Consider the following 24737-nt stretch of genomic DNA (forward strand, 5'->3'; position numbering starts at 1 on the left):
GTCATTCGAACTCCTGGAGCGCGCTGCGCAGGAGCACGCGCTCGTAGGCGTTGCGGACCAGCGCCCCCTGCGGACCGATGATCCGCGTGAGGTCCGTCTCGCGGTACAGCGCGGGGTGGTGGAGCAGCTCCAGCACCGAGGCGACGAGCGCCGGCTCCACGCGGTAGTCGAACATCCCGGGCCGGCGTGGGTGCGAGAGCCCCGCCTGGACCGCGTCGTTCACCAGCGCCGCCTCGCGGGCCACCACGCGCAGGTACACCTCGCGGGACGCCGAGGGCTCGGAGCGGAGCCCCTCCAGCTCGTTCGCGGCCTCGCGCCACGGTGAGACCAATTCTTCCGGCAGGGGCGCGACGAGCTCCACCTCCTCCGCGAGGCGCAGGCGGAGGTGGACCAGGAACTCCATGGGCGAAGGCCGCCACGCCCGCCCCACGACGGCCCCCGGGAGCTGCTGGATGGCGGAGCTCGCGCGCCGGGTGGGGCGTCCCTCCGACTCCAGGAGCATGCGCAGCTCCCGGGGATCGAAGGCCGTGGCGGCCTCTTCAATCATGGCGCGCGTGTCGTCCGAGGAGTGCATGAGGCTCAGCGCGCGCGTCGGGGCCTGGAGCTGGCTTCGCAGGTGGTGCGGTGCGCGCTTGTGGGGATTCGCCGACCCCTTGAGCGCCTTGAACGCCGCGCAGGCCGACCGGCTCGGGGTGCGGAGGATGAGCGCGCAGGAGGACTCCAGCAGGTACACCTCGCTGGGCACGGCCCACGTCTTGTCGAGCGCGATGGGGCGGTTGGGGCTGTACACCGCCTCGATGCTGCTCTGCGTGTATTGGACGAAGCGCCGGTCCACGGCGCGGAAGCCCTCGCGCTCCAGGAACGCGAGCGCCTCCTCCGCGAGCCCGAGCCCGATGGCGTACGGGTCGAAGAACGTGAAGACGAACTCCTCGCTCCCCGGACGCGAGCCGAAGGCCTCCACGAGGCCGGACACACTGGCGGTGTTTCTCATGTGAGGTCTCCACTCCCGGCTTCCACGAGCCACAGCGCTTCGGAGGGCGCGAGCAGGACGTCCCCCTGGCCCTCACGCCCGCCGAGCAGGTCCTTCCACTTTCGCGGCGGCACGGAGACGGACACGGGCTCCGCGCCGAAGTTCACCAACACGTGCAGGGGCTGACGGCCATGGCTTCGCGCCAGGTGCAGGACCTGGGGGGCTGGCAGCCGCGCCTCGCAGCCGCTGTCCTCCCGCAGCGCGGGCGTCTGGTCGCGCAGGCGGATGAGGCCCAGCAGGGACTTCAGGATGCGCGCGTGCACCGGCTGACGGACCCACGCACGCAGGGCTTCATCCGAGTAGCGGTGACGGTTCGCCGCGCGGGGATTGGAGGGCTCGACGCCCACCGCGTCCGGAAGTCCGAACAGCGTGGGGAAGTAGAGACAGGGCGTGGCGGGGAGCGCGAAGAGCAGCGCGTGCGCGGCCAGGTAGCGCTCGACGTCGAGCCCCGCCTCCGTGGAGAAGATGCGATGCAGGGAGCTGTTGAGCTCGTACGGCTGGGATTCGCCCCCCACGTCCGCGTGGGACACCCGGACCCCGGCGCGCTCCAGCCGCTCCATCACCCGCCGCAGGGTGGGGGCATCCAGCGGCGGGTCCATGGGACGCAGGTGGACGCCGTCATGCGTCTGGAGGAACGCGTAGCCGTCACGGCCGTGAGCATCCGACGCGGACGCGTTCACCCAGTCCACCAGCGGACCGCCCTCGCCCGCGAGCGCCGCCGCGAAGACGAGCAGCGGCACCGCGAGGTGGTTGTCGTGCTGCGCGAGTGCTTCTCCCAGGTAGCACCGCTCTCCCGTGCGGTGGTCCGTCTCCGCGAGCAGGCGCACGGACGGATCCACCAGGTCAGTCACGGCGCGCAGCGCGCGCACCAGCAGCTTGGCCTCCGGCTGGTGCGGCCCTCCGGGGACGCGCTTCCACACGTGGGGAATGGCATCCAGGCGCACGACCCGCGCGCCCGCCTCCACCAGCCGCAGCAGGGTCCCCGCCATGGACAGGAAGACGTCCGGCGAGCCGTGGTTCAGGTCCACCTGGGCCCGCCCATACGTGCACCACGCCCAGACCTCGCCGAAGCGCTGGAGGATGGAGGAGGTCCGCACCCGCGTGCCCCATTCGATGGCCCGAGGCTCGGAGAAGAGGTGGAAGTCCCCGGGCCGTCCCTCCCCGCGCAGCACGTCCCGGAACGCCGGATGGGAAGTGGACACGTGGTTCATCACCAGGTCGAGCATCAGCCCGCCGCTGACGTCCGACAGCCGCTCCAGGTCCTCCCAGGTCCCCAGGCGGGGATGGACGGCCCGGTGGTCCACCACCGCGAAGCCGTCATCCCCGTCCGACACATAGGGCGGGAGCACGTGCAGCAGCGCCGGCCCCACGCCGCCCACCTCCTCGAGGAGGAAGCGCCGCAGCGCCGCGAGCGGAGCCATGCCCCCGTCGAGCACGTGGTCCGGATACACGGCGATGACCGCGGGCCGCGCGTCCACCGCCGCGCGCCCGGGCTGCGGGCGAGCGCGGACGCCCTCCGCCGCCTGGGCCAGCTCCCGGACGAGCGCCTCCGCGCGCTCCGCCCCGTAGAGCTGCCCCAGCGCGTCCCCCAGCCGCGCCCTCGCGGTGGCGCGGGCAGGGGGGGCCGTGTCTCCGGAGGGGCTCATCCCTGGTGCTCGAGGACGTAGTCGATGCTGCCCTGGAGGAACTCCACCGCGCGCGCCAGCTCCGGCTCCGCCGACATGCGCTGGGCCATGCGCTGGTGGAGCGCCTCGATGCGCGTGAGGCATCCGCCCAGCGGGCCCGTCGCGCAGTCCGCGTGCAACTGGAGCCCTTCCTCGAGCAGCCCCCGGTCCACCTCGCCCGCGGTGGCCATCGCCTTGCGCGACTCGATGAGCAGCCACTTGCGCGCCGCGCTCGTCACCCCCAGGGACGCGAGGATGGAGACCAGCGCCTCCTCCACCGCGATGCGCGCTACGTGCCGGCTGGACTCCTCGCTGACGGCGCGGTGGCTGATGGCGTCCTCCAGGTACTCGTGGACCTCCATGAAGTGCCGCACGGTGAGGTAGGTGGGCAGCAGCTCCACCAGGAACTCGTCCCGCCAGCTCGCCACCAGGCTCGGGTTCATCAGCGGCAAGCCCGCGCGCAGCCGGTGCAGGAAGCGCAGCTCGGGGCCGTCGATGATGGGGATGAACTTCAGCTCGGACGGCTTGTAGAGCGCCGGCGCGATGGCCGTCATCCACGTCATGATCTCCGCGACGCGGCCGCGCTCCGCCAGCTCGATGTTGACCTCGATGCCGTCGCAGTACTGGAGCGCTTCGCTGAAGCGGCTGTTCTTGAAGCGCACCCCTTCCTTCGTGGAGATGAGCGACGTGCGGTGCGGGACCAGCACCATCAGGTCCACGTCCGAGCTGGGCGTGCCGTTGCCGGCCGCGAGCGAGCCCGTCAGCAGCACGCCGCACGAGGCGGGGTCGCTGACCAGCTCCGACAGGATGCGCTCGACGTCCACGCCGTGGGCGCGAAGCGTCTGCAGGGTGAGCGGTTGACCACTGGAGAGCTGATGCGTGCGCTTCATGATGCCACCTTCCCGCGTCCCTCATGGGACAACTGCAAGTCCGAGAAAACGTCCGCGCACGCGTCCGCGACGGTGCGCACCATCTGCTCCTCATGCGTCCGCATCACGCTCAGGCGCAGCAGGCCGTGGCCCGCGGGGACGGCCGGGTGGATGACCGGGTTGGCGTAGATGCCCCGGTTCCACAGCAGCCTCCATGCCTGGAGCGTGTCGAAGTCCGCGCCCACCTCCACGCTGACGATGGGACCGTCGGACGGGATGGGCCGCAGCCCGCGCTCCACCAGCGCCTCGCGCAGCGAGCGCACCCGCTCCTTCAGTTGGGCCACCAGCCCCGGGTCCTCATGGAGGATGCGCAGGGCGGCCAGCGCCGCGGCCACGGAGGCCGGCGTGTTGGCGGCGGTGAAGAGGAAGGGCCGCGTGAGGACGCGCAGCGCCTCAATCTGCGCCTTGTCCCCGATGATGGCGCCGCCGCAGGAGCCCAGGCTCTTGGAGAAGGTGATGGTGATGAAGTCCGCGTCCTGGACGACGCCGTCCTCCTCCACGGTGCCCAGGCCGCGCGCGCCCACGGTGCCCAGGCCGTGCGCCTCGTCCACGACGAGCGCCAGCCGCGTCTCGCGGCACACCTCCAGGAACCGGCGCAGCGGGGCCCGGTCTCCGCGCATGGAGTAGACGCCCTCCACGACACAGAGTCCGGAGGTGGTGTCCTCCTTCGCCTGGGCCAGCAGGTGCTCCGGGTCGTTGTGGCCGAAGCGCTTCATGGTCGCGCGCGCCAGCCACACGCCGTCCAGGACGGAGGCGTGCATCTCCTCGTCCACCCAGGCGCGGTCATTGCGGCCCAGCAGCGAGCTCATCAGGCCCAGGTTGGCGCCGTAGCCGGTGGAGAACACCATGGCGCCGGTGCGGCCATAGAAGCGCCGCAGGGCGTCCTCCAGCTCCTCGTGGAGCGCCAGGTTGCCGTTGAGCAGGCGCGAGCCCGTCACGCCCGCGCCCCAGCGGGCGGAGGCCTCCTGCGCGGCGGCGATGACGCGAGGGTCGTTCGCGAGCCCCAGGTAGTTGTTGGAGCCGAAGTTGAGGATGTCCCGGCCCTCCATGCGGGTGATGGGGCCGGTGGCCGACTCCACCCGCGTGAAGTAGGGGAGGCGGCCAATGCGCTTGCCCAGGCGGGCCTGCGCGACGCGCGGGTCCGCGAGCAGCCGCTGGATGACGGGCGCCCGAGGGCGGCCCGCGGTGTCTTGTTCAGGTCGTGTCATGTTTTGCATCCCGGAAGTCGAACGCCAGGCTCGCGGCGGTCGCGCAGACAGCGGTGAAGGTGAGGATGACGGCGGTGCTCTGGAGCACGACGCTCCAGCGGCCCGGGCCGAAGGTGGCTTCGTTGAGCGCACGCAGGGCCCAGTAGTGCGGCGTGGCGTAGCCGAGCGTGCGAGACCAACCTGGCAGGGCTTCGGTGGCGACGATGGCGCCACCCACCGCGCTGAACGTCACCAGCACCAGGTAGGAGAGGTTGGAGAGCGTGGCGGTGCTGCGCGTGATGGCGAAGAGGAGGAAGCCCAGGGCGGAGCCGCTCGTCACCAGCGCCGCGCCGGTGAGGGCCACCTGGAGGACGTTGCCGTTCAGCGGCAGGCCCAGGAACGCCGCCGCGAAGCCCGTGAAGAGCAGCAGTTGCACGAACGACATCGCGCAAGCGGGCAGCACCTTGCCCATGGCGAACGCGAGCCGGGAGGGGCGGATCAGCGCCTGCCTGCCGTGGGTGTGGTACCAGAAGTCCCGGTAGAACGCGTGACCGGAGTAGGTCACCACCATGTAGCTGAACATCACCGCGAAGCCGATGGTGGCCCGGCCCATGGCGCCCGGGGCCGCGTCGAGCCCCGACACACCGGGGCCCAGGATGGCGGAGAGCACGGCGGGCAGGATGAAGATGAACACCATGGCCGTGCGCTCGCGAGCGAGCACCCGCCACTCCGTCAGCGCGTAGCAGCGCACCCCGTTGACAAAACCCGCCACGCCGCTGGGCGCGGAGGGGGCACTGGAAGCGATGTCTTGATTCATGGCCCTTCCGGCTCCCGAGCGAAGGCGCTCAGGGATGGGTCCCTCAGCAGGATGTCGCGGAGCCGGTTGCCGGACAGGCGCAGCTCGGACAGGTGGACATCGGAGGGGACCTCGCCCAGCTTCGAGCGGACCTCCTCCAGGCTGCTGGTGGCGAGCGTGAGCTCCCACGAAGCATCGGGACGCGCGCCACGCAGCGACAGGGTGCGCGTCTGGTTCGACAGCACGGTGCCCAGCTCCCCCAGGTCGCGGGTCTTCCCGTCCCGCAGCAGCACCAGCTCCGTGGACAGCTCCTCGATGTCCTCGGGGTAGTGCGCGGTGACGAGCACCGCTGCGCCCTCTTCACGCCACGCGCGCACCCGGCGGACCACCAGTTGGCGCGCCTCGAAGTCGAGCGCGACGGTGGGCTCATCCAGCAACCGGATGGGGGGCGCATGGACGAAGCTCGCGGCCAGGTGCACGAGCCGCCGCTGCCCACCCGACAGGTGATGCACGCGCGTGCATGCGATGGGACCCAGCGCGAACTCCTCCAGGGTCCGCGCGATGGCGGCCTTGGCTTCCGCGCGTCCCAACAACAGCCGGGCCAGGTGCCCGACGTTCTCCTCCACCGTGAGCACGGGATAGAGCGCGATGGCCTGCGTCGCGAACCCGATGGCGCGGCGGGCGTGAAGCCCACCCACGTCGAGCCGCACCGAGCCGCCCGTCGTTCCCCGCACGGTGCCGGTGATCGCCCCCAGCAAAGTCGTCTTGCCCGCGCCATTGGCGCCGAGCAGCCCCACGGACGCGCCCCCCTTCAAGTGAAGGGAGACCTCGCGGAGCACGGGCGCCCCCTGGGGGAAGGCGAAGGAAAGCCGCTCCGCAGAGAGCAGGGCGGTTCCTTTCGCGGACCCCATGGACTGACGAAGACGCCCAGGTGTTTTGATTGGATCCTGAAATGCTGCTTGTTCAGGAAAGGTGATTTTGTCGGTCATCGTCAGGATGACCTTCTACAGACGCGGTCTGACATCCGGCGTCAGCGGTCCGCGTCGAACATGATGCGGCTGTACTCGTCAGGGAGGCTTTGTTGAGAGCCTTTCCCAATCCCTCACGTCCTCCTGTCAGCGTGACTGGGATGTCTTATCTTGCGGTCACGAATCCCAGCGCACGCGGTAGGAGCACGCGTGGCCGTTGAAGTCGAACGGCTCCACGCGGATGGTACTCGCGCCGGCCCGGGTCAGCCCTGCTTCGATGGTGCCCATGTGGTAGCCCGGGTTGCCGTTGCACTCACGCGCCTTGCCCAGCAGTGTGTGCTCTGACGCCGATTTCCAGGCGTCCGCCCCAGGGCGGGGCGGACGCGTGGAAGCATCCCTGGATTGGGGCCGCGATGCACTCGCGCGCGGGGTGAAGTTCCCGCGGCGAGCCGACGCTCAGTAGAGGTAGTCCAGCGCCGTGCGGTCAGAGCTGGTCCACTCGCCGCTTTCGTTCGAGCTGAAGCAGGAGTTCATCACCGAGCCGCCCCGCGTGGCCGTGGTCGGCGTTCCCGGGATGTGGATGGCGCCCACGTTGGACGCGCCCTCGTCACCACCGCTGCCGCAACTGATGGAGCGGTCGTAGTAGTCCGAGTGGCGGAAGCCGATGGTGTGGCCCAGCTCGTGGGTGATGACGTGCTCGTTCACGTCCACGCTGTAGCTCTGCAGACCGGTGCCGATGTTGATGGTGCCGTAGGGCTTGCCGCCCTTGGGGAACCCGGCCGAGCCGCCGGTGCCGCTCGTGGTCTTCGCGGAGATGGTCGCGGTGCAGTCGGACGCCGACCCGCGCGCGAAGGTGATGCGCAGCCCCTGGCTGTTGTAGTTCTCGATGGCCAGGTCGAGCCCCTCGCTGAGCCGGCTGTAGCTGTTGAACTGGCTGGTGGGAACGACGCAGATCTTCGTCACGCTGGTGCCGACGAGGTTGGTCGTCCGGTACTGCTCCGCGGTCCGCGCGTCGGCCTGGAGCATCTCCCGCGAGGCCTCCAGGCTCACGTGCGCGTCACGCCCCACGTACACCGCGCCGTCGACGACCATGATGTCGTTGGCCGGGAAGCCCGCCTCGACGAGGTTGGAGACAATCTCCTCGTTCTCGCTCTGCGGAGCGCCACCGCAGGCCGTCAGCAACGCACCACAGCTCACCACGACGACAGCAGCCTTCTTGAACATGTTCGTCGCCCCTCTTGGCGTGGATCAGCCCAGCTCCCGGTCCCACCGCGGGACCACCGGGTGGACTGTCGCTGTTTTAGAGGGTTTGAATCGTACAATCCAACAAAACGAGAAATTATCGCTAAGTGAACCTAGCTAGCGAGTGTGGAAAGGTCCGCTGATACACGACAATGTTTCAGGGGGCCTGTCTCCCGGGCCCGAAGGTTCGGGCCCGGGAGGGAGCAGGCGCTCCTTGTCCGTCACCGGCAGCAGGCTCGCGGCCAGCATGCCCAGGGCCACCGCGCCGAGCGCGAGCGCCAGGGGCTGCTCCTCGAGCGCCCGGTCGTACCACTGCGAGGTGCGTCCCCGGAGCGCCTGGGGCGACGGCACGCGCTCACGCAGGTGCGAGGCCTGGCTTCGCATGGCGTCCGCCGCGTCGTGGACCCGGCCGCGCACGGTGTCCGCGGCGCTGCTCACCCGGTCCTTCACGTTCTCCGTGGTGCTCCCCACGGTCTCCCTCGCCGTGTGCAGCGCCTCGCTCGCGCGGTCCTTGAGGTGCATGCCCTCGCCTCCGCTGGACTCCTCGCGCGTGGTGTATCCAGGCACGGGGATGACCCGGCCGGCTTCGTAGGCGCCGTAGTACTCGCGCTCGGCCTCGTAGAGGGGGACGCGCTCTCGGCCAGGGCCCACCGGAATCCGCTCATACTCGCGGACCCGGTATTCGCGCTCCTCGATGCGCGAGCGGAACGCCCGCTTCATCAACATGGAGCCGACCCCGGCCCCCAGCAGCGCGCCCAGCAGCCCCAGTCCTCGTGGCGTGTGGGTGGCCTCATCCGTCCATTCATACGTCTTGCGCATCGCCTTCTCCTTGGCGTGGGATTTCCAGTCGAGCACCTTCTCGCGGGCCTGCTGTTTCAGCTCCTCGCGCTTCTCCGCGGCGAGCTGCTTCGCGTGCTCCGTCACCTCTTCCTTCTTCTCGAGCGCGAACTCCTTCGCGCGGGCCTTCAGCAGCTCGGGGTTCGCGCGGCGGCCGAGCTCATCCGCCAGCACGCTCATGCGTGCCCGTGCATCTGCGATTTCGCGGAGCGCATCGTCGTGCTCGCCCATTGGCTGTCCTCCTTGAGGGTCTGGATGGTCTTGCGCGGTGCGTGGACCGCCTTGAGTCGTTTCGCTCCCACGGCGGCGATGCCCGCCCCCGAGGCGATGAGCAGCACGGTCACCAGCAGCGCGCTGGCCCACAGCGGCATCACCTGCGCGAACGCGATGACCAGGAAGGCCACCAGCGCCATGGCGCCCAGGAGGAGCACCACGCCTCCCGCCGCGAGCATGCCGCCACCCGCCGCCGCCTTCTTCGCCTCGGAGCGCATCTCCGTGCGCGCGAGCCTGAACTCCGCTCGAAGCAGGTGCCGGCCCTGCTCGAGGAACTCGGACACGATGGTCCCAAGCGACTGCTCGCCCAGTCCGTCCGTGTCACGGAAGCCTTCCGACCGGGGGCGGGCCCGCACGTCGTCCGCGTCCAGCCCCATGTATTGACCACGAGCGCGTGAGGATGAGGGATCCATGTCCATCCCCCTCACGCCTTCAGGAATCGAGCGGCGACGAAGCCGAGCAGCGCGCACCCCGCCAGCGCCACCCCCGGGCGCTCGCGCATCCGCGTCTGCGCCTGCCGCAGCAGCTCCTCCGTCGAGTTCTGCTCCAGCGTGTCGGATGCCTTGCGCACGAAGCCCACGGCGCCGCCGATGAGCTGCTGGGGCAACTGCGTGTCCCCCTGGCCGGAGATGGACTCGAGCTGCTTCGCGAAGCCGTTGAGGCGTTCTTCCTCGATGATGCTGCCCATGTCGCAACCTCCCCTGACGTGATTGGCTCATGTGTGCCGTTGAACGACTGCACATGAAGCGATGCAATCAGCCATGTCCTGCCGTGAGGGCGGCAGGCGCTGGTCGTGGAGCAGGCGGAATGGCGGACGCGCTTCACGAAGACAGCCAGGGAATAGCGCGCCCGGGTGAGACGGGGTGTGTCTCACCGCTGCTGCTCCGGGTCGGCATCGGGCCTGGGGGGCTGGACGCATGTACGATGCCCCGTGGCTCCGAGCGCAGCAGCCTGCGCCAGCGCGCGCCATTAACGGCCGGGTCACATCCTCGCCCGACTTTTTCGCGCGCGAAGCCAACCCAGGGAGTGGTCACAACCTGAACAGATTTTCAAGGGCGCAAACGCACAGCGGTTCGGCTAGAGGGCGGCGCATTCCCTGACACGGCTGCCGCCGGCAGCCCGTGGGTGCCCACGATGCATGCGAATGCTCCCGAAGTGCCTCTCTCCTCACCGCCCCGCGCCAGCCGCCTCAAGCGGTGGATCCTCGGCGTGCTGCTGCTGCTCGGGGTCTTCGCGGGGCTCGCCGCCGTCAAGGCGGGCCAGATCATGTCGATGATCAGCGCCGGTGAGACCTTCGTGCCGCCTCCCGAGTCCGTGACGTCCGCCCAGGCGCAGTCCTTCGGCTGGCAGGGGACGCGCAGCGCCGTCGGCACCGTGATGGCGCTCCGGGGCGTGACCCTGAGCGCGGAGCTGCCGGGCGTCGTCACCGACATCCGCTTCGAGAACGGCGCCTCGGTGAAGAAGGGCCAGGTGCTCGTCCAGCTCGACACCTCCAGCGAGCAGGCCCAGTTGGCCGGCGCCGAGGCCGACGCGGAGCTCGCGCGGCTGACCCGCGAGCGCGCCGAGAAGCTCCATGCCCAGGGCGCCAACACCCAGTCGGACCTGGACGCCGTCCGCGCGCGAGCGCTCCAGTCCGCCGCGGCGGTGGCCCACCTGAAGTCCCTCATCGCCAAGAAGACCATCCGCGCGCCCTTCGATGGCCGCATCGGCATCCGCCAGGTGGAGCTGGGGCAGCTCGTCTCCCCGGGCAACCCCATCGCGTCCCTCCAGTCCTCCACCCCGGCCATCGTGGAGTTCCAACTGCCCCAGCAGGCGCTGGCCCAGGTGAAGCAGGGCCAGAAGGTGCGCCTGCGCGTCGACGTCTTCCCGGGCGAGTCCTGGGAGGGGGACCTCACCACCATCAACCCGGAGGTGGAGCTGTCCTCCCGCAACGTGCGCATGCGCGCCACCGTGCCCAACGCGGACGGGCGGCTCCTGCCTGGCATGTTCGCCAGCGTGGAGGTGCTCTCCGACGCCAGCGAGCAGGTGGTGGCCATCCCCGCCACCGCCGTGCTCTTCGCCCCCTACGGTGACTCGGTGTTCACCCTGTCCGAGGGCAAGGACGCGGCGGGCAAGACGGCCCTTCTGGCGCGGCAGCAGTTCGTGCGGCTGGGAGAGCGCCGGGGGGACTACGTCGCGGTGACGTCCGGCCTGAAGCCCGGGCAGACCGTGGTCAGCAGCGGCGTCTTCAAGCTGAAGAACGGCGCGGCGGTCGTCGTGAACAACGCGCTGGCGCCGCCCACCGAGGTCGCTCCCCAGCCGGTGAACCCGTAAGGGACGCAGGAAGGCGAACCCATGAAATTCACCGACCTGTTCATCCGGCGGCCCGTCGTGGCGCTGGTCGTCAACCTCATCATCATCATCGCGGGCCTGCAGGCCCTGCGCTCGCTCAACGTGCGGCAGTACCCGCGCAGCGAGAACGCCGACATCACCGTCACCACGGTCTACGTCGGCGCCAACGCGGAGCTCGTCCGTGGCTTCATCACCACGCCGCTGGAGCGCGTCATCGCCGCGGCGGACGGCATCGACTACGTCGAGTCCACGAGCTCGCAGAACATCTCCATCATCCGCGCCCGGCTCAAGCTCAACTACGACGCCAACCGCGCCTTGAGTGAAATCAGCGCCAAGGTCGACCAGGTGCGCGGAGACCTGCCTCCGGAGTCCCAGGTCCCCGTGTTGAGCATCGAGTCGGCGGACAGCCAGTTCGCCGTCGCGTACCTCAACTTCACCTCGGACTTCCTCGAGCAGAACGAGCTGTCCGACTACCTGGTGCGCGTGGTGCAGCCCCGGTTGTCCTCGGTGGAGGGCGTGCAGCGCGCGGACATCCTCGGGGCGCGGACGTTCGCCATGCGGGTGTGGATGAAGCCGGACCAGATGGCCGCGCTCAACGTCAGCCCCATCCAGGTCCGTCAGGCGCTCGCCACCAACAACACGCTCGCCGCCGTGGGCCAGACGAAGGGCTCGCTCGTCCAGGTGAACCTCACGGCGAACACGGGCCTGCGCTCGGTGGAGGAGTTCAAGCAGCTCATCGTCCGCAAGGATGGCGGCGCGGTGGTGCGGCTGTCGGACGTGGCGGACGTGGTGCTCGGCGCCGAGGACTACGACACGGACGTGACGCTCAACGGGAAGACGGCGGTGTTCGTCGGCATCTGGTCGCTGCCCAACGCCAACTCGCTGGACGTCATGCAGCGCATCCGCAAGGAGATGGACTCGCTCCAGAAGGACCTGCCCGAGCAGATCCACGGCGGCGTCGCCTTCGACGGCACGGACTACATCCAGAACGCCATCGACGAGGTGGTGAGCACGCTGGGGGAGACGCTGCTCATCGTGGTGGTGGTCATCTTCCTGTTCCTGGGCTCCGTGCGTTCCATCCTGGTGCCGGTGGTGGCCATCCCGGTGTCGCTCATCGGCACGGTGTTCCTGATGCAGGTGTTCGGCTTCACGGTGAACCTGCTCACCCTGCTCGCGGTGGTGCTGTCGGTGGGCCTGGTGGTGGACGACGCCATCGTCGTGGTGGAGAACGTGGAGCGCCACCTGCGCAACGGACTGCGCCCGGTGGAGGCCGCCCTCCGGAGCGCGCGCGAGCTGGTGGGGCCCATCATCGCGATGACGCTCACGCTCGCCGCGGTGTACGCGCCCATCGCCTTCCAGGGCGGGCTCACGGGCTCGCTGTTCCGTGAGTTCGCGCTCACGTTGGCCGGCGCGGTGGCCCTGTCCGGCGTGGTGGCGCTGACGCTCTCCCCGATGATGTCCTCCGTGCTCCTGAAGGCGGGCCACGAGGACAAGGGGCTCGCGGGCATCATCAACCGCGGCTTCGAGCGCCTGCGGGCCGCGTATGCCCGCTCCCTGGACAGCTCGCTGCTCGTGCGCGGTCCCGTCTACGCGGCGTGGATCTTCCTGAGCGTGCTCGCCCTGATGATGTTCAGCCAGTCACCCCGGGAGCTGGCGCCCGTGGAGGACCAGGACTTCGTCATCGGCATCGTCAGCACGCCGTCCAACTCGACCCTGGATCAGCTCAAGCCGTCCGTGACGCGGACGAGCGAGCTGTTGATGGAGATGCCGGAGTCCCGCTTCAACTTCCAGATCGTGCAGCCAAGCAACGGCTTCTGGGGCCTGGTGCTGAAGCCGTTCAAGGAGCGCAAGCGGACCACGGCGCAGGTGCTGGCGGAGGCGCAGGCGCGGGTGAGCACGCTTCCGGCGGTCCAGACGTTCACGCTCCAGCCCCCCGCGCTGCCGGGCGGCGGCAACTTCCCGGTGGAGTTCGTCATCGCCTCCACGGCGGAGGCGGACGAGCTGCTGGGCTTCGCGCAGCAGCTCCAGGAGAAGGCGACGCAGAGCGGGATGTTCGCCTTCCCGCCCATCATCGACGTGAAGCTGGACCAGCCCCAGTCGGAGCTGGAGGTGGACCGCGAGAAGGTGGCGCAGTTGGGCCTGAACCTGGGGACCGTGGGACAGGACCTGGGGTCCGCCGTGGGCGGCAACTACGTCAACCGGTTCAACATCGCGGGCCGCAGCTACAAGGTCATCCCGCAGGTGCTGCGGACCTCGCGTCTCACGCCGGAGCAGCTCAAGGACCTCCACGTCACCGGTCCGGACGGCAAGCTCGTGGCCCTGTCGGCCATCGCGTCCCTCCAGGACAAGGTGGCGCCCCGGTCGCTCAACCGCTTCCAGCAGCTCAACGCCGTGAAGCTCAGCGGCGTGGCCATCCGTCCGCTGGACGAGGCGCTCACCTTCCTGGAGACCGAGGCCGCGCGCATCCTGCCCGCGGGCTACCGCATCGACTACACGGGCGAGTCCCGGCAGCTCCGCCTGGAAGGCGACTCGTTCGCCCCGGCGTTCGGGCTGGCGGTGGTGTTGATCTTCCTGGTGCTCGCGGCCCAGTTCAACAGCTTCCGGGATCCGCTCATCATCCTCGCCGGGTCGGTGCCGCTGGCGCTCTTCGGCGCGCTGGTGACCACGTTCCTGCGGATGCCGAACCCGATGATGCCGTACTTCACGGACAGCTTCACCACCACGCTCAACATCTACTCACAGGTGGGGCTGGTGACGCTGGTGGGGCTCATCGCGAAGAACGGCATCCTCATCGTGGACTTCGCCAACCGCCTCCAGGAGGAGGGCCGCTCGAAGCTGGAGGCGGTGAAGGAGGCGGCGGCGGAGCGGCTCCGTCCCATCCTGATGACGACGGTGGCCACGGTGGCGGGTCACTTCCCGCTCGTCCTGGTGTCGGGGCCGGGCGCGGCGGCGCGCAACAGCATCGGGCTCGTGCTGGTGACGGGCATGGCGCTGGGCACGCTCTTCACCCTCTACTTCGTGCCGGCCATCTACCTGCTCATCGCCAAGACGCGCACCGTGGCGGCCAGCGAAGCCCCGGAGCTCCAGCAGGCGCCTGACGCCGCGGCGTAGGCGCCGGCTGGCGGGTCCAGAGCGCCGGGGAGGGTCGTGGTGGGACTCCTCGGCGCCGACGGGCGTGGCTACGCCACACCTGCTTCCGGAGTGCGCATCCGGATGGCGAGCGCGCGGCAGCCCGCGCCGGACTCCGCGTCGGACGGCGGGGCCCACGCTCCGAGCGAGTGGTAGAGCCTGCCCTCTCTCCGCTCCAGATAGAGGATCATGTTGAGCGGCCAGCCGCTGCCCTGGAACAGGTGCTGGTCCATGGGCGTGGGCTCCTGGCTGACGCGCAGGCCGCGCTCGTGGGGCGGACCGATGCGGTGCCAGTCCGGGTGCAGGTGGATGGAGCCGAGCACCTCCAGCCCCTCGGCCTCGGCCTCGGCGGTGATGCGCAGCAGCTCGCGGGGCTCACACCAGAAGCCGCGCCTGCCGTTGGCGTAGCAGGCGCCGAAGCGGGGGATGATGGCCGCTTCGAACTCCTGGAGCACGGTGTCGTCCGTCTCGCGGATGTTGGTGGCGAAGCCCACGCGCTCCACGTGCATCGCGTCGTCCGTGAAGCGCCCCAGCAGCACCGCCCAGCTTCGCGGCGGGAGTTCCGGCGTGCACGCCGTGTACTCCCGGATGGCGTCCGCGACGAAGTCCGACAGCGCCGCGGGGTCCACGAGCACGACGTCGGCGCTCATTCGCCGGACTCCGGCGGGGGGAGGCGGCCCGCGGCCCGGTCCTCGCGCAGTTGCGTGATGAGGTGGCGGGCCATGCGCTCCTCGAAGGCGGCGGCGCTGTCCGGCGTCCATGGATAGAAGCCCTGGCCCGTCTTCAGTCCCAGCTCGCCCTGGTCCACCTTCTGGGCGAGCACGGGCGGCACCGGGCGCCCCGAGCCGCGCAGGACGCCGGTGATGAAGTCCAGCCCCACGAGGTCCAGCCGGTCGAAGATGCCCGAGGCGCCCAGGCGCCTCCCGATGCCCTGGGTGAGCACGCGGTCCACCATCTCCGGCGTGGCCACGCCCTCCTGCACGATTCGAAAGGCTTCGCCGATGAGCGCCTGCTGCAGTCGCGGGCCCACCGAGCCCGGCACGTCCCTCGCGAAGACCACGGGCGACTTGCCCAGCTCCTCGAGGAAGCGCCGCACCGTCTCCACCGCTTCGGGGGACGTCTTCTCACCGGGGATGACGTCCACCAGCGGCACCAGGTGCGCGGGCAGGTAGTAGTGCGCGGAGAGCACCCGCTCGGGGTGCGCGCAGTCGCGGGCAATGGCAGTCACGCTCAGCGCGGTGGTGTTGGTGGCGAGCAGGGTGTCCGGTGACGCGAGCCGGTCCAATTCCTTGAAGAGTTGCTGTTTGAGCGCCAGGTCCTCGGGGATGGATTCGATGACCAGGTCCTGGTCCACGGCGGCCTCCGCGAGCACCGTGGTGCGATGGATGCGCGCGAGCGCGGCGGTGCGTTGCTCCGCGCGGAGCATCCCCGTGTCCACCAGCAGCGCGGCGTCGCGCTCCAGCTTCACGCGCGCCGCCTCGCTGCTCTCCGACTGCCTGTTGAAGAGCACCACCTGCCTGCCGGCAAGGGCGAGCTCGAGTGCGATGCCGCACCCCATGGCCCCGCCGCCGACAACGCCAATCCTCATCAGCCGCTTGTGTCCCATGCGGCGCGAGCGTGGCCGCCCGCCGCTCGCGTGGCAATCCCTTGAATGGTGGCTGCAATTGTCCAGGGCGCATGCGTGACGCGCCGGGCCTTCCTCGGCGTCTCGGATTCACGACGCGCCCGTGCTGCTCGCCTTCAGGGGGCGCACACGCCGCCCGGCGGGCCCCTGCCTGCCTCCCCAGACAGACGCGGCGTGCATGACGATATTGCACTCATGCCGCAGCTCGTCATGGGCCGGGGCTTCATTGGAATCAGCGCGGTCGACGCGCGAGGAGGAGCACCCATGCTGGATACCGAACGTGTTGGCGAGCCCCTTCGTCATCTTGAAAGTCGCCTCCTGCTGGCCGAGGCGCGAAGGGCCGTGCCGGAGGCCTTCGACTCCCAGGGGCGTCTGCTCTCGCCCATCGCGGGGAGGTGGGTCCAGCCGCCTGCCTGGTTCAACGCTGTCTCGCCCATCGATGGCAGCGTCCTCGCGGAGCTGCCGCTGCTCGGCGCCTCCCAGGTCGCCGCGGGCGTCGAGCAGGCAGCGGCGGAGTTCGGGCCCTGGGCGGCCCGTCCGCTCGATGCGCGCGCCCGTGCGGTCACGGAGGCGGTGGTGCTGCTCCATTCGCACCGGGACCTGCTCGTCCGCATCCTCGCGTGGGACATTGGCAAGACGCTGCCCACGGCCTCCAACGACGTGGACCGGTGTCTCGCGGGCATCGCGTGGTACCTGGAGCAGATGGGCCGGATGATCGATGGCCGCAAGCCATTGGGCCTGATCTCGAACATCGCCTCCTGGAACTATCCCTTCTCCGTCCTCCTGCTCAACGTGCTCGTGCAGTCGCTCGCGGGCAACTCGGTCATCGCGAAGATTCCGACCCAGGGCGGCGGCGTCTCGCTGACCCTCGCGTTCGCGTTGCTGCGCCGCGCGGGGCTTCCTGTGTCGCTCGTCGGCGGGCGCGGGAGGGACCTCTCCGAGGCGCTCGTCGGCCATCCCCTCATCGCGGGCGTCGCCTTCATTGGCGGCCGCGCCAACGGTGGCGAGGTCCACCGCCGCCTGCGTGACACGGACAAGCGCTACGCGTTGGAGATGGAGGGCGTGAACGCCTACGCCATCACGCACTTCACGGATTGGGACGGGCTCGGCGAACAGATTCGCGCGGGCTTCGACTTCGGCAAGCAGCGCTGCACCGCCTACACCCGCTGGGTCGTCGAGAAGTCACTCGTCCCGAAGTTCGTCCGGACGTATGTCGATGCGGTCTCCACGCTGCGCGTCGGCAACCCGGTCCTGGGCGCGCACGTGGACTTCGGGCCGCTCATCTCCCCCAGCAAGGTGGAGGAGCTCCGCGGCCTCATCGCCCGGGCGCGGGAGCAGGGCACGCAGGTGCTGCATGAGGGGATGCTCGCGGAGGACGCCTTCACCGCGCGGCAGGAGCGGGGCGCGTACCTGCCGCCCGTCCTGCTCTTCGGCGTCCCGCGAGACAGCGAGCTCTACCTGCGCGAGCCCTTCGGTCCGGTGGATGTCCTGGTGTCGGTGGACTCCGAGGAGGAGCTGCTGCGGGAGGCCAACGTCTCCCAGGGCGCGCTCGTCGCCTCGGTGGCGACGGACGACCCGGGGCTCGCCCAACGCATCGCCGCGCGGCTCCATGCCTTCAAGGTGGGCATCAACGCGCTGCGCTCGCGGGGCGACCGCGAGGAGTCCTTCGGCGGCAAGGGCGGCTCATGGGCGGGCGCCTTCGTCGGCGGCGTCCACCTGGTGCGTGCCTTCACGGACGGCCCGCATCCCATGGAAGGCAACTGGCCTGACTGAGGCGTCCACCCGCGCGCGGGTTCCAGAAGGGGCACGCGGCGTGACACCATGGTGCGCCTTGAGTCAAACGGGAGCGCACGATGCAGGCTTTGAGGAACGCGGGCACGGTGTTGCTCGCCCTGGCACTGGGCGGTGGGGCCTTCGCGGAGGAGGACGGAATCTGGTCGCCCCATGACCAGTTCCACGAGCCGAATGGCGATTGCGAGCTCGTGGCCGTCCTCCCCGCGCCCAAGGGCGCCTGGGGCGTGGTGGGGCACACCTGCAACCGGTTGAACGGCGAGCCCGTGGGCAGCGTCGTGGTCATCGATGCCCTGGGCCAGCGCGACAGGTCACCGGCCTCCGTGGCGCTCGAGGCCGCGTCCGACCGGGACCGCATGAAGGAGCTGGTGCAACTGCTCGCCGTGCCTTCCGGGGGCTACATCGCGACGTATCACTCCCGCGACGCGAAGGCCCCCCAAGGCGAGAGCGGGCCCGCGAGCATTGCCCATGTGCTCGTCCGCCACACGGCGGCGGGGGCGCAGGCGGACGCCTTCAACCGCAAGGTGCGGGAGGCGCTGCTCGAAAAGGTGGGCGCCTCGTCGTTCATCATCACCGCGGAGGTGGATGCGAAGTCGCGGCTCATCGTCGCGGCGTCAACGCCAGACGAGAGCTACCTGAAGCAGGTGCCGCTGTGGCTGCTGCGCTTCACGCCCGATGGCGCCATCGACCGCACCGTGCGCTTCGACTCGGTCTTGAAGGGGCTCGGGCTGGGCTGGTTCGAGTTGAACCAGGTCCGCGCGCGGGCTGATGGAGGCCTCTTCCTGAGCGGCCGGTTCGAGCCGGAAGGGGAGCGGGCCGAGATTCCCATCCTCGCCCTCGACGCGCGGTGGAAGCCGGATGCGCGCTTCAACACGCCCCTCCTGTCCTGGCTGATGAAGGGCGAGGACGGCATGGAGCTGAGCCTCATCGCCCCGCGTCCAGACGGCTCGGTCATCGGGGTGGGGGAGGTGGGCCAGGGCGGGAAGCGCGCGCACGTGGTGCGCCTGACGCCCAAGGGGAGGCTCGACCCCGCCTACAAGACCTTCCAACAGGAAGGGGAGTTCCCCCAGGGCCGCTTCATGCGCGTGCCGCAGATGGGGCTGGGACCGAACGGGACGCTCGTGCTGGCCCAGAACAACATCCCCGCCGTGGATCCGCCGGAGGGCCCCTGGCGGGGTCCGGGGCTCGTGCGCCTGAAGGCGGACGGCTCGGTGGATGCGCGGTTCCAGCAGGGGCTTGGCGCGGGGCTGCGCTACCGGAAGGCGGCGGCGGAAGCGAAGCGGAACCCAGAGGTCGCGGGCTTCCTCCGGATGGTGGCGGCGATGCCGGACGGGTCGGTGGTGGTGGATGGGCTCTTCGACGAGCTGGCGGGCCAGCCGGTGACCTCTCCTCTCCGGCTGGCGGCGGACGGCACCCGGGTGCAGGGCTTCCAGGCGCGCTTCGAGACGGTCCTTCCGCCGAAGAAGCAGGTCCCCAACGCGACGACGAGCGCGTTCTTCAAGGCGGACGGCAAGTCGCACTTCATCGAGTGCACCCGGCCGGGAGCCATGACGGAGACGTTCCTCTACTGGATGCAGGAGGACAGTTGGGGGCACAACCCCTCGTGCGCGCTCCACCTTGGCGGGAGCGTGGCCACGCCCGCGGGGGCGTGGCAGCACTGCGACGCGAGGGTCCGCAGGGCCCAGGCCCAGGGGGCCACCTGCGTGGAGACGAAGCAGGATCCGCTGGACGTGCGCGGCCGCGGCTCCCGCGAGCCGTAATCAAGGGCTCGCTGACGACCTGGCCTCCACCTTCCAGCAGGCCGCGGTGTAGCGGACCTCCGCTCCGTGCACGAACGGTTCGAACGCGGCGCGGACCGTCTGGATGACCTGGGCTTGGGTCTTCTCGTCCACTTCCTGGAGGACCCTCCCGAGGAGCCCGAACCGGGACAGGTAACGGACCAGCTCCTTCTCGGGCAGGGTGCAGGTGACGTCGATGGGCTGGATGTCGATTCCGGCCCAGCCGCTCGCCTCCAGGATGCGGTGGACCCGGTTCGAATCCGCGAAGGCGAACTGTCCTGGCGCGTCCGGCTTGCGGGCGGGGAGGTTCGGCAGGAGCGGCGCGGCGGCGCGCTCGGCCGTCGTCATGAACGGGTTCTCCGAAGGGCTCCGCCACGCGATGGCCAGGAGTCGGGCGCCACTCCTGGCGGCGTGTCGCAGGTTCGCGAAGGCCTGGACGGGGTCTTCGAAGAACATGACGCCGAAGCGCGAGATGATCATGTCGAAGCTCGCGGGCTCGAAGGTGTGGAGCTGCGCGTTGGCTCGGATGAAGCGGGCCGGGGTGCCCTCCTGCTCGGCCCGGGCCCGGGCGGCGGCGAGCATCGGCTCCGAGATGTCGATGCCGGTGCAGCGGCCCTCCGCGCCCAGCCGCCGCGCGACGGCGAGCGTCGTGCTGCCCGTGCCGCAACCGACGTCGAGCACCCGGCGCGCGGAGCCCTCGGCGACTGCCTCGACGAGCAGGTTTTCGAGCGGCTTGAACATCGCGTCGATCACCGCCTGGTTTTCGACCCAGGCGTGTCCGGCGGTGCCGTTCCACAGGTTCGTCTGCTCGTCCTCGGGTTGGCGCGTGTCATTCATGGATATCTCCTCCTGCTTGCCTTCAAGAACCTGAAGCCGCAGGGTGCCACTTCAAGCCGACTTGAGGTCAAGCGAATGACCGCACTGGACATCACGGAGGTGGCGAAGCGCTCCGGCGTTCCCGCCTCGACACTGCGCTTCTATGAGGAGCGGGGGCTGATTGCCTCCATCGGCAGGCGGGGGCTGCGCCGCCTGTTCGGTCCCGAGGTGCTGGAGCGGCTGGCGCTGATCGCGATGGGGCGCGCAGCGGGCTTCTCGCTCGATGAGGTGGGGCGCATGTTCGCGCCGGACGGGCGGCCACGAATCGACCGGAAGATGCTCACGGCCCAGGCGGAGAAGCTGGACAGGACGATCCGCGAGCTGAGCGCGATGCGCGACGGCCTGCGGCACGCCGCTGCCTGCCCGCATCCGAGCCACCTGGACTGCCCCACCTTCCGCCGCATCCTCAAAGGCGCCGCGTCCGGCGCGATGGGCACGCGAAGGAAGCAGACTCCGCGGCGGCCGTAGCGCCAGGACGGACCCGGTCATCAACCAATGACGATTTTGGAGACCTCGGTGAGGTCCAATTGGCCGAACTGCTCCAGAATCGAATCGATGTGTTCGAGAAGCAAGGCATTCGTCGGGCTGCCTGCCAACGCCTTCCGCAGTTGCCGGAACTCATCCAGCAACGAAGGCAGATCGCTCACGTCGACAACAGGGCCGTCTTCGAACAGCGGTACCCATTTGAGGCCAAGCTTCTCCGCAGCGGAAAGCCACACACCATGGTACTCCCCCTGGGTGGCCACCGGGATGTAGAGGGGAGCCTGGTCTGTCGATTTGAATTTGACGAGGATGGCAACGGACATCAGTGGAGCTCTGGGTGCTGGCCGACGATGGCCCAGTCAGGAAGGGGCGGCAACCGGAAGTCAATGCCCCAGCGCACTTCGAACGTCCAGCCTGGATGGGCTGAACGGAGCTTTTGCAGGGCAGCCTCCACACCTGCACGCAGCCTTGGTGTGTCCGCGTCGATGCGGAACTGCAAGCGCCGGAAGCCTTGAATCTCCTCGATGGCAGGGACCGTGGCCGAGCCCGTCTGTGTTGGCCGTGTCCCGGTCGCAGTTTGTGTAAGCGCCTGGATTCGCCCGACGGTGGTTTCGTAGATCAGTTCGTTGGCCCAGTCCGCCGGATCTCTTGGTGGGCTTGACCGATGAAGCCTTCGAGCTGACTTGTACTCGATGAGCAACCGCTGCTGCATATCGATTCCGTCGAACTCTCCCAGTCTCATGTAGCGTCCCTTGCGCGTTCGCTGAACAAGGTCCACTCCGCGAAAGTAGCGGGCGTCGACGATCTTTTGCGTCAATTGACCGATGACCTCTCGCGGACGTCCCGCACGCCGTTCTCGAAAGGCGTCGAGGCGCTTGTTGAGCCAGTTCGCCAACTGGGCCTCTCCCAGCTTGCGCGAGAGGGCTGTCCCGCGCAGCGCTCGTACCATCCAGGACACCCCGCGAGACATCGCCAGCATGAGCACCCCTTCCAGGATGGCGCTGACCAGCGTCGCGATGGCCTCTGCGAATTCGCGTGCGGCGCGATCGATCGCGTTCGCGTTCCCCTTCGCCTCCCACACCGTGCTGATGAACTTGTGGAATGCCTTGGCTACCTTCCAGAGGGACTCCACGAGCCAGTTCAGCAACATGGCCAGCCCCAACCACTCAAGGACAATGAGCCCGATCTCGAATCCGGCGGCTGCACCCGGTGCCGCGCCGATCCCGCCGGCCAGCGCACCGATTCCCGCTCCTATCGCGGTTGAGACCGCGAGCACCGCGATCCCTCCCAGCACCATCTCGGCCAGTGCCATGACGATGTCTTGGAGGACCTTTTCCGCGTGCCGCGTGACGGACCCGCTGAGATAGCGTGTGGAGAGGGCGACCGCGCGATGGAAGTCATCCCAGAGTTGGGCGACGCGCGCGACGGTGGAGCCCACCGTCGTGGCGAGGTTGTAGGAGCGGGAACCGGAGTTGACGACATCCGATAGGGATTGGGCAAAGCCACGGCCTGGAATCCAGATCAAGGTGTCGCTGCGAAAGTGCACTTCACGCCACCCCGTTGTCCCCAACGGCACGGCCAGGCGGTTCACGTTCGCGAGGACGTTGACGAAGAAGCGCAGGTCCTGCCCCCACTGGGTGGCCAGATCGCCGTAATAGGTTTCCGCGATGGCAATGGCGGTGCCGGACACGCCTGCTTCAACCCGATGCAGTCTTGCGCTGGGTTCGGGCAAATGGGTCCAGATGTACTCGGAGGCAACGAAGCCCGTTTGTCCATGACGCGTGGAGACCTCAGCCCAGCCATCCTTCCATTGGCGGATGACCTGGAGGGTCGTTACAAGCCGCGCTCGTCCCGCGAAGCCCGGGTGTACTCAGACATCAAAGCGGAACTGGGTGGCGCTGGCGGATGGGCGCTGTGCGAACTGCTGACAGAAGCGGTTCAGCGTTTCATAGGGGGCCGTGGGTAGGACGTCCCGGAACTCCAGATGGGTCACGAGGCAGAAGAGCGTGACCTCCAGGTAGCTCAGGTCCCGGTCGGGCGGGAGCGCGGCCAGCGCGGCGCTCGCGTTCGACTCCAGCCACGCCATCATGTTGAGCAGGGACTCCCGCAGCTTGCGCGCATGGGTCGTCCCCTCACCGGCGCCGGCCATCTTCTCCATGACCAGCGTCACCTCCGTCGCCATGGCCTGCAGGGTGAGCTCCTGCAGGTTCGCCAGCAGGGGCACGTCCAGATCCTCCGGCCACACCACCCGGGGTCTGGGGTTCGACCGCCGCCACAGCTCACGGGAGGCATTGAGCGCGCCGAACCAGACCCCTTGAGAGGTCTTCAGGACGGGAATCCGGAGCGCGGGGTTGCCGCCGTAGTCCTCCGGGTTCGTGGACAGCAGGTCCCGCACCACCTGGAAGGAGTGGTCAACGCCCAGCTCCGCGGCGAAGAGCCGGGCGATGCGCGTGAAATGCGAGCTTGAACGGCCGATGATGACAGGCGTGTCGAGCGTGGTCATGGGAGCCTCCAGTCAATGTGGCGTGGCAGGCTAACCCCATCTCGCCCCCACCCTCTACGGCTGTGAAGGTCCCGTCAGGGCCGCCTGGATGATCCGCGCGGCGATGTCCGGCGGGTCTCCTCCCATGTGGAGCGTGTTGACCGAATAGATGAGGCGCCGGCGCAGGTCCCTCGTGGCGCCCATCCCGCTGTTGTAGCCGTGCCGGTCGCCGCTCTTGCCCCAGAAGATGACGCCGCCCAGGTCGTAGCGGGAGAGGCCCGCGCTGTAGGTGGCGCGGCCTCCTCCCGCGGCGGGCAGGTCCGGGACGGTGAACAGCTCCTCCTGCTGCTTGCGCGGCAGCAGCCGCCCCTGGAAGAGCGCGACGAGGAAGCGGTCCAGGTCCTCGGCCGTGGAGATCATCTCTCCGGCGGCCCAGGGCACGGACTGGCTCGCTTCGGTGACGTCCACCAGGCAGCGCGTGCCGTAGGTGATGGCCCCCGCCGGACAGCCGGTCTCTTCCGGCGCGACCTCCTCGTAGCCACGCGCGTGGCGTCCGGGAAGGGTCACGTCGTTGCCGGGCACGAAGGTGTCCCGCAGGTGCAGCGGCCGCAGGATGCGCTCGCGCACCGCGTCCCCGTAGGGCCGGCCCGTCACCTGTTCGATGAGCAGCCCCGCGACGAGGTAGCCGATGTTGCCGTACTCCTGCCGCGTGCCCGGCGCGAAGCGGGGGCCCTGGGGGAGCGCCAGGGAGACCAGCTCCCGGGGGCTGAAGCGCCGGAAGCGGTTCTCGAAGAACCAGTCGGGGTCCTTCTGCGGCACCGGCACGCCGGGCAGGCCGTGGGTGAAGTTGAGCAACTGGCGCACGGTGATGGGCGCGTAGACGCCCGCGGGCAGCAGGCGCGGCAGGTAGTCCTGGACGGGCCGGTCCAGGTCCACGCGCCCCTCGGCGGCGAGCTGGAGCACGACGGTGGCCGTGAACGCCTTCGTCATGCTGCCAATGCGGAAGTGCGCGTCCGCGGGCACCGGGGCGCCGGTGCGGACGTCCGCCACGCCGGACGTGCCCAGCCAGCGCCCGTCCGCGCCGCTCACCCGGACCAGCGCGCCCGTCACCTCCGCGTTCGGCAGCCCCGCGATGGCCTGCCGCAGCGCCTCGCGGTCCAGGGGCGGCAGGGGCGACTTCGCCGCCTCCAGCTCCTGTTCGCCCACCTCCAGCGCGACACCGGCCGGTGCCCCCGGCCCGCAGGCGGGGGCCGTGAAGCTCGCGAGCAATGCCATACCCAGCCGCACTCCACGGTGCAGGACCGCCATGCTCCATCT

Annotated in this window: 23 protein-coding genes; 5 read left to right on the forward strand and 18 right to left on the reverse strand. The window is 69.5% G+C overall.

Annotated features, from left to right (window positions below; translation table 11 throughout):
* Nucleotide 1: 1 nt before the first annotated feature.
* The 11 genes from K8556_RS39410 to K8556_RS05455 all read right to left on the reverse strand — a co-directional run bounded on the left by K8556_RS39410 (nt 2) and on the right by K8556_RS05455 (nt 9614).
* Nucleotides 2–991, reverse strand: a complete 990-nt coding sequence (locus K8556_RS39410) for a nucleoside-diphosphate kinase (protein WP_304503934.1) — start codon at nt 989–991, stop codon at nt 2–4.
* Nucleotides 988–2676 carry an alpha-amylase family glycosyl hydrolase gene (locus tag K8556_RS05410; RefSeq protein WP_223738936.1) on the reverse strand — a complete coding sequence of 563 codons (1689 nt, stop codon included), beginning with the start codon at nt 2674–2676 and terminating at the stop codon, nt 988–990. The genes K8556_RS39410 and K8556_RS05410 overlap by 4 nt, the downstream gene beginning before the upstream one ends.
* Entirely contained in the window at nt 2673–3584 is a 912-nt protein-coding gene (locus K8556_RS05415; RefSeq protein WP_223738937.1) for a nucleotidyltransferase domain-containing protein, read from the reverse strand. The genes K8556_RS05410 and K8556_RS05415 overlap by 4 nt, the downstream gene beginning before the upstream one ends.
* A complete protein-coding gene (locus K8556_RS05420) occupies nt 3581–4831 on the reverse strand; it encodes an aminotransferase class I/II-fold pyridoxal phosphate-dependent enzyme (RefSeq protein ID WP_223738938.1) in 1251 nt (416 codons plus the stop codon). Before K8556_RS05420 ends, K8556_RS05415 begins: the two co-directional genes overlap by 4 nt.
* Nucleotides 4818–5627, reverse strand: coding sequence for an ABC transporter permease (locus K8556_RS05425; protein ID WP_223738939.1), 810 nt, complete (start codon nt 5625–5627; stop codon nt 4818–4820). The genes K8556_RS05420 and K8556_RS05425 overlap by 14 nt, the downstream gene beginning before the upstream one ends.
* A complete protein-coding gene (locus K8556_RS05430) occupies nt 5624–6445 on the reverse strand; it encodes an ABC transporter ATP-binding protein (protein ID WP_223738940.1) in 822 nt (273 codons plus the stop codon). The genes K8556_RS05425 and K8556_RS05430 overlap by 4 nt, the downstream gene beginning before the upstream one ends.
* Before the next feature lie 306 nt (nt 6446–6751).
* Nucleotides 6752–6907, reverse strand: a complete 156-nt coding sequence (locus tag K8556_RS05435) for a DUF2378 family protein (protein WP_370639894.1) — start codon at nt 6905–6907, stop codon at nt 6752–6754.
* 123 nt (nt 6908–7030) lie between these two features.
* Nucleotides 7031–7798, reverse strand: a complete 768-nt coding sequence (locus K8556_RS05440; RefSeq protein WP_223738941.1) for a zinc-dependent metalloprotease — start codon at nt 7796–7798, stop codon at nt 7031–7033.
* A gap of 135 nt (nt 7799–7933) precedes the next feature.
* Nucleotides 7934–8884, reverse strand: coding sequence for a hypothetical protein (locus tag K8556_RS05445; protein WP_223738942.1), 951 nt, complete (start codon nt 8882–8884; stop codon nt 7934–7936).
* Complete coding sequence (locus K8556_RS05450) at nt 8830–9339, reverse strand: phage holin family protein (protein WP_223738943.1); 510 nt, start codon at nt 9337–9339, stop codon at nt 8830–8832. Before K8556_RS05450 ends, K8556_RS05445 begins: the two co-directional genes overlap by 55 nt.
* An 11-nt stretch (nt 9340–9350) precedes the next feature.
* The gene (locus K8556_RS05455; RefSeq protein WP_223738944.1) at nt 9351–9614 is read right to left on the reverse strand and encodes a hypothetical protein; all 264 of its coding nucleotides are present in this window, start codon (nt 9612–9614) and stop codon (nt 9351–9353) included.
* A 467-nt stretch (nt 9615–10081) separates the two neighbouring features.
* Between K8556_RS05455 and K8556_RS05460 the strand changes: the two genes are divergently transcribed.
* Both K8556_RS05460 and K8556_RS05465 read left to right on the forward strand, forming a co-directional pair.
* On the forward strand, nt 10082–11239 hold the full coding sequence (locus tag K8556_RS05460; RefSeq protein ID WP_223738945.1) for an efflux RND transporter periplasmic adaptor subunit: 1158 nt from the start codon (nt 10082–10084) through the stop codon (nt 11237–11239).
* A 21-nt stretch (nt 11240–11260) separates the two neighbouring features.
* Complete coding sequence (locus K8556_RS05465) at nt 11261–14368, forward strand: efflux RND transporter permease subunit (RefSeq protein ID WP_223738946.1); 3108 nt, start codon at nt 11261–11263, stop codon at nt 14366–14368.
* 68 nt (nt 14369–14436) lie between these two features.
* On the opposite strand, the gene K8556_RS05470 is transcribed toward K8556_RS05465, so the two are convergent.
* Both K8556_RS05470 and K8556_RS05475 read right to left on the reverse strand, forming a co-directional pair.
* Entirely contained in the window at nt 14437–15036 is a 600-nt protein-coding gene (locus tag K8556_RS05470; protein WP_223738947.1) for a hypothetical protein, read from the reverse strand.
* Complete coding sequence (locus tag K8556_RS05475) at nt 15033–15974, reverse strand: 3-hydroxyacyl-CoA dehydrogenase family protein (RefSeq protein ID WP_223738948.1); 942 nt, start codon at nt 15972–15974, stop codon at nt 15033–15035. Before K8556_RS05475 ends, K8556_RS05470 begins: the two co-directional genes overlap by 4 nt.
* A 300-nt stretch (nt 15975–16274) precedes the next feature.
* Between K8556_RS05475 and K8556_RS05480 the strand changes: the two genes are divergently transcribed.
* Both K8556_RS05480 and K8556_RS39415 read left to right on the forward strand, forming a co-directional pair.
* Nucleotides 16275–17783 carry an aldehyde dehydrogenase family protein gene (locus K8556_RS05480; RefSeq protein WP_223738949.1) on the forward strand — a complete coding sequence of 503 codons (1509 nt, stop codon included), beginning with the start codon at nt 16275–16277 and terminating at the stop codon, nt 17781–17783.
* An 80-nt stretch (nt 17784–17863) separates the two neighbouring features.
* Nucleotides 17864–19561, forward strand: a complete 1698-nt coding sequence (locus K8556_RS39415; protein ID WP_304503935.1) for a hypothetical protein — start codon at nt 17864–17866, stop codon at nt 19559–19561.
* Here K8556_RS39415 and K8556_RS05495 read toward each other — a convergent pair whose 3' ends face one another.
* Nucleotides 19562–20416, reverse strand: coding sequence for a class I SAM-dependent methyltransferase (locus K8556_RS05495; RefSeq protein WP_223738950.1), 855 nt, complete (start codon nt 20414–20416; stop codon nt 19562–19564).
* 75 nt (nt 20417–20491) lie between these two features.
* Between K8556_RS05495 and K8556_RS05500 the strand changes: the two genes are divergently transcribed.
* Nucleotides 20492–20923 carry a helix-turn-helix domain-containing protein gene (locus tag K8556_RS05500; RefSeq protein ID WP_223738951.1) on the forward strand — a complete coding sequence of 144 codons (432 nt, stop codon included), beginning with the start codon at nt 20492–20494 and terminating at the stop codon, nt 20921–20923.
* A gap of 20 nt (nt 20924–20943) precedes the next feature.
* On the opposite strand, the gene K8556_RS05505 is transcribed toward K8556_RS05500, so the two are convergent.
* The 4 genes from K8556_RS05505 to K8556_RS05520 form a co-directional block, all read right to left on the reverse strand.
* Complete coding sequence (locus K8556_RS05505) at nt 20944–21261, reverse strand: hypothetical protein (protein ID WP_223738952.1); 318 nt, start codon at nt 21259–21261, stop codon at nt 20944–20946.
* Nucleotides 21261–22628, reverse strand: a complete 1368-nt coding sequence (locus K8556_RS05510) for a DUF6861 domain-containing protein (protein ID WP_223738953.1) — start codon at nt 22626–22628, stop codon at nt 21261–21263. The genes K8556_RS05505 and K8556_RS05510 overlap by 1 nt, the downstream gene beginning before the upstream one ends.
* Nucleotides 22629–22808: 180 nt before the next feature.
* Entirely contained in the window at nt 22809–23441 is a 633-nt protein-coding gene (locus K8556_RS05515) for a glutathione S-transferase N-terminal domain-containing protein (protein ID WP_223738954.1), read from the reverse strand.
* Between the two features lie 54 nt (nt 23442–23495).
* Complete coding sequence (locus K8556_RS05520) at nt 23496–24728, reverse strand: serine hydrolase (protein WP_223738955.1); 1233 nt, start codon at nt 24726–24728, stop codon at nt 23496–23498.
* Nucleotides 24729–24737 lie beyond the last annotated feature (9 nt).

Origin of the sequence: Corallococcus sp. AS-1-12, assembly GCF_020036995.1 — a bacterium.
Classification (GTDB): domain Bacteria; phylum Myxococcota; class Myxococcia; order Myxococcales; family Myxococcaceae; genus Corallococcus.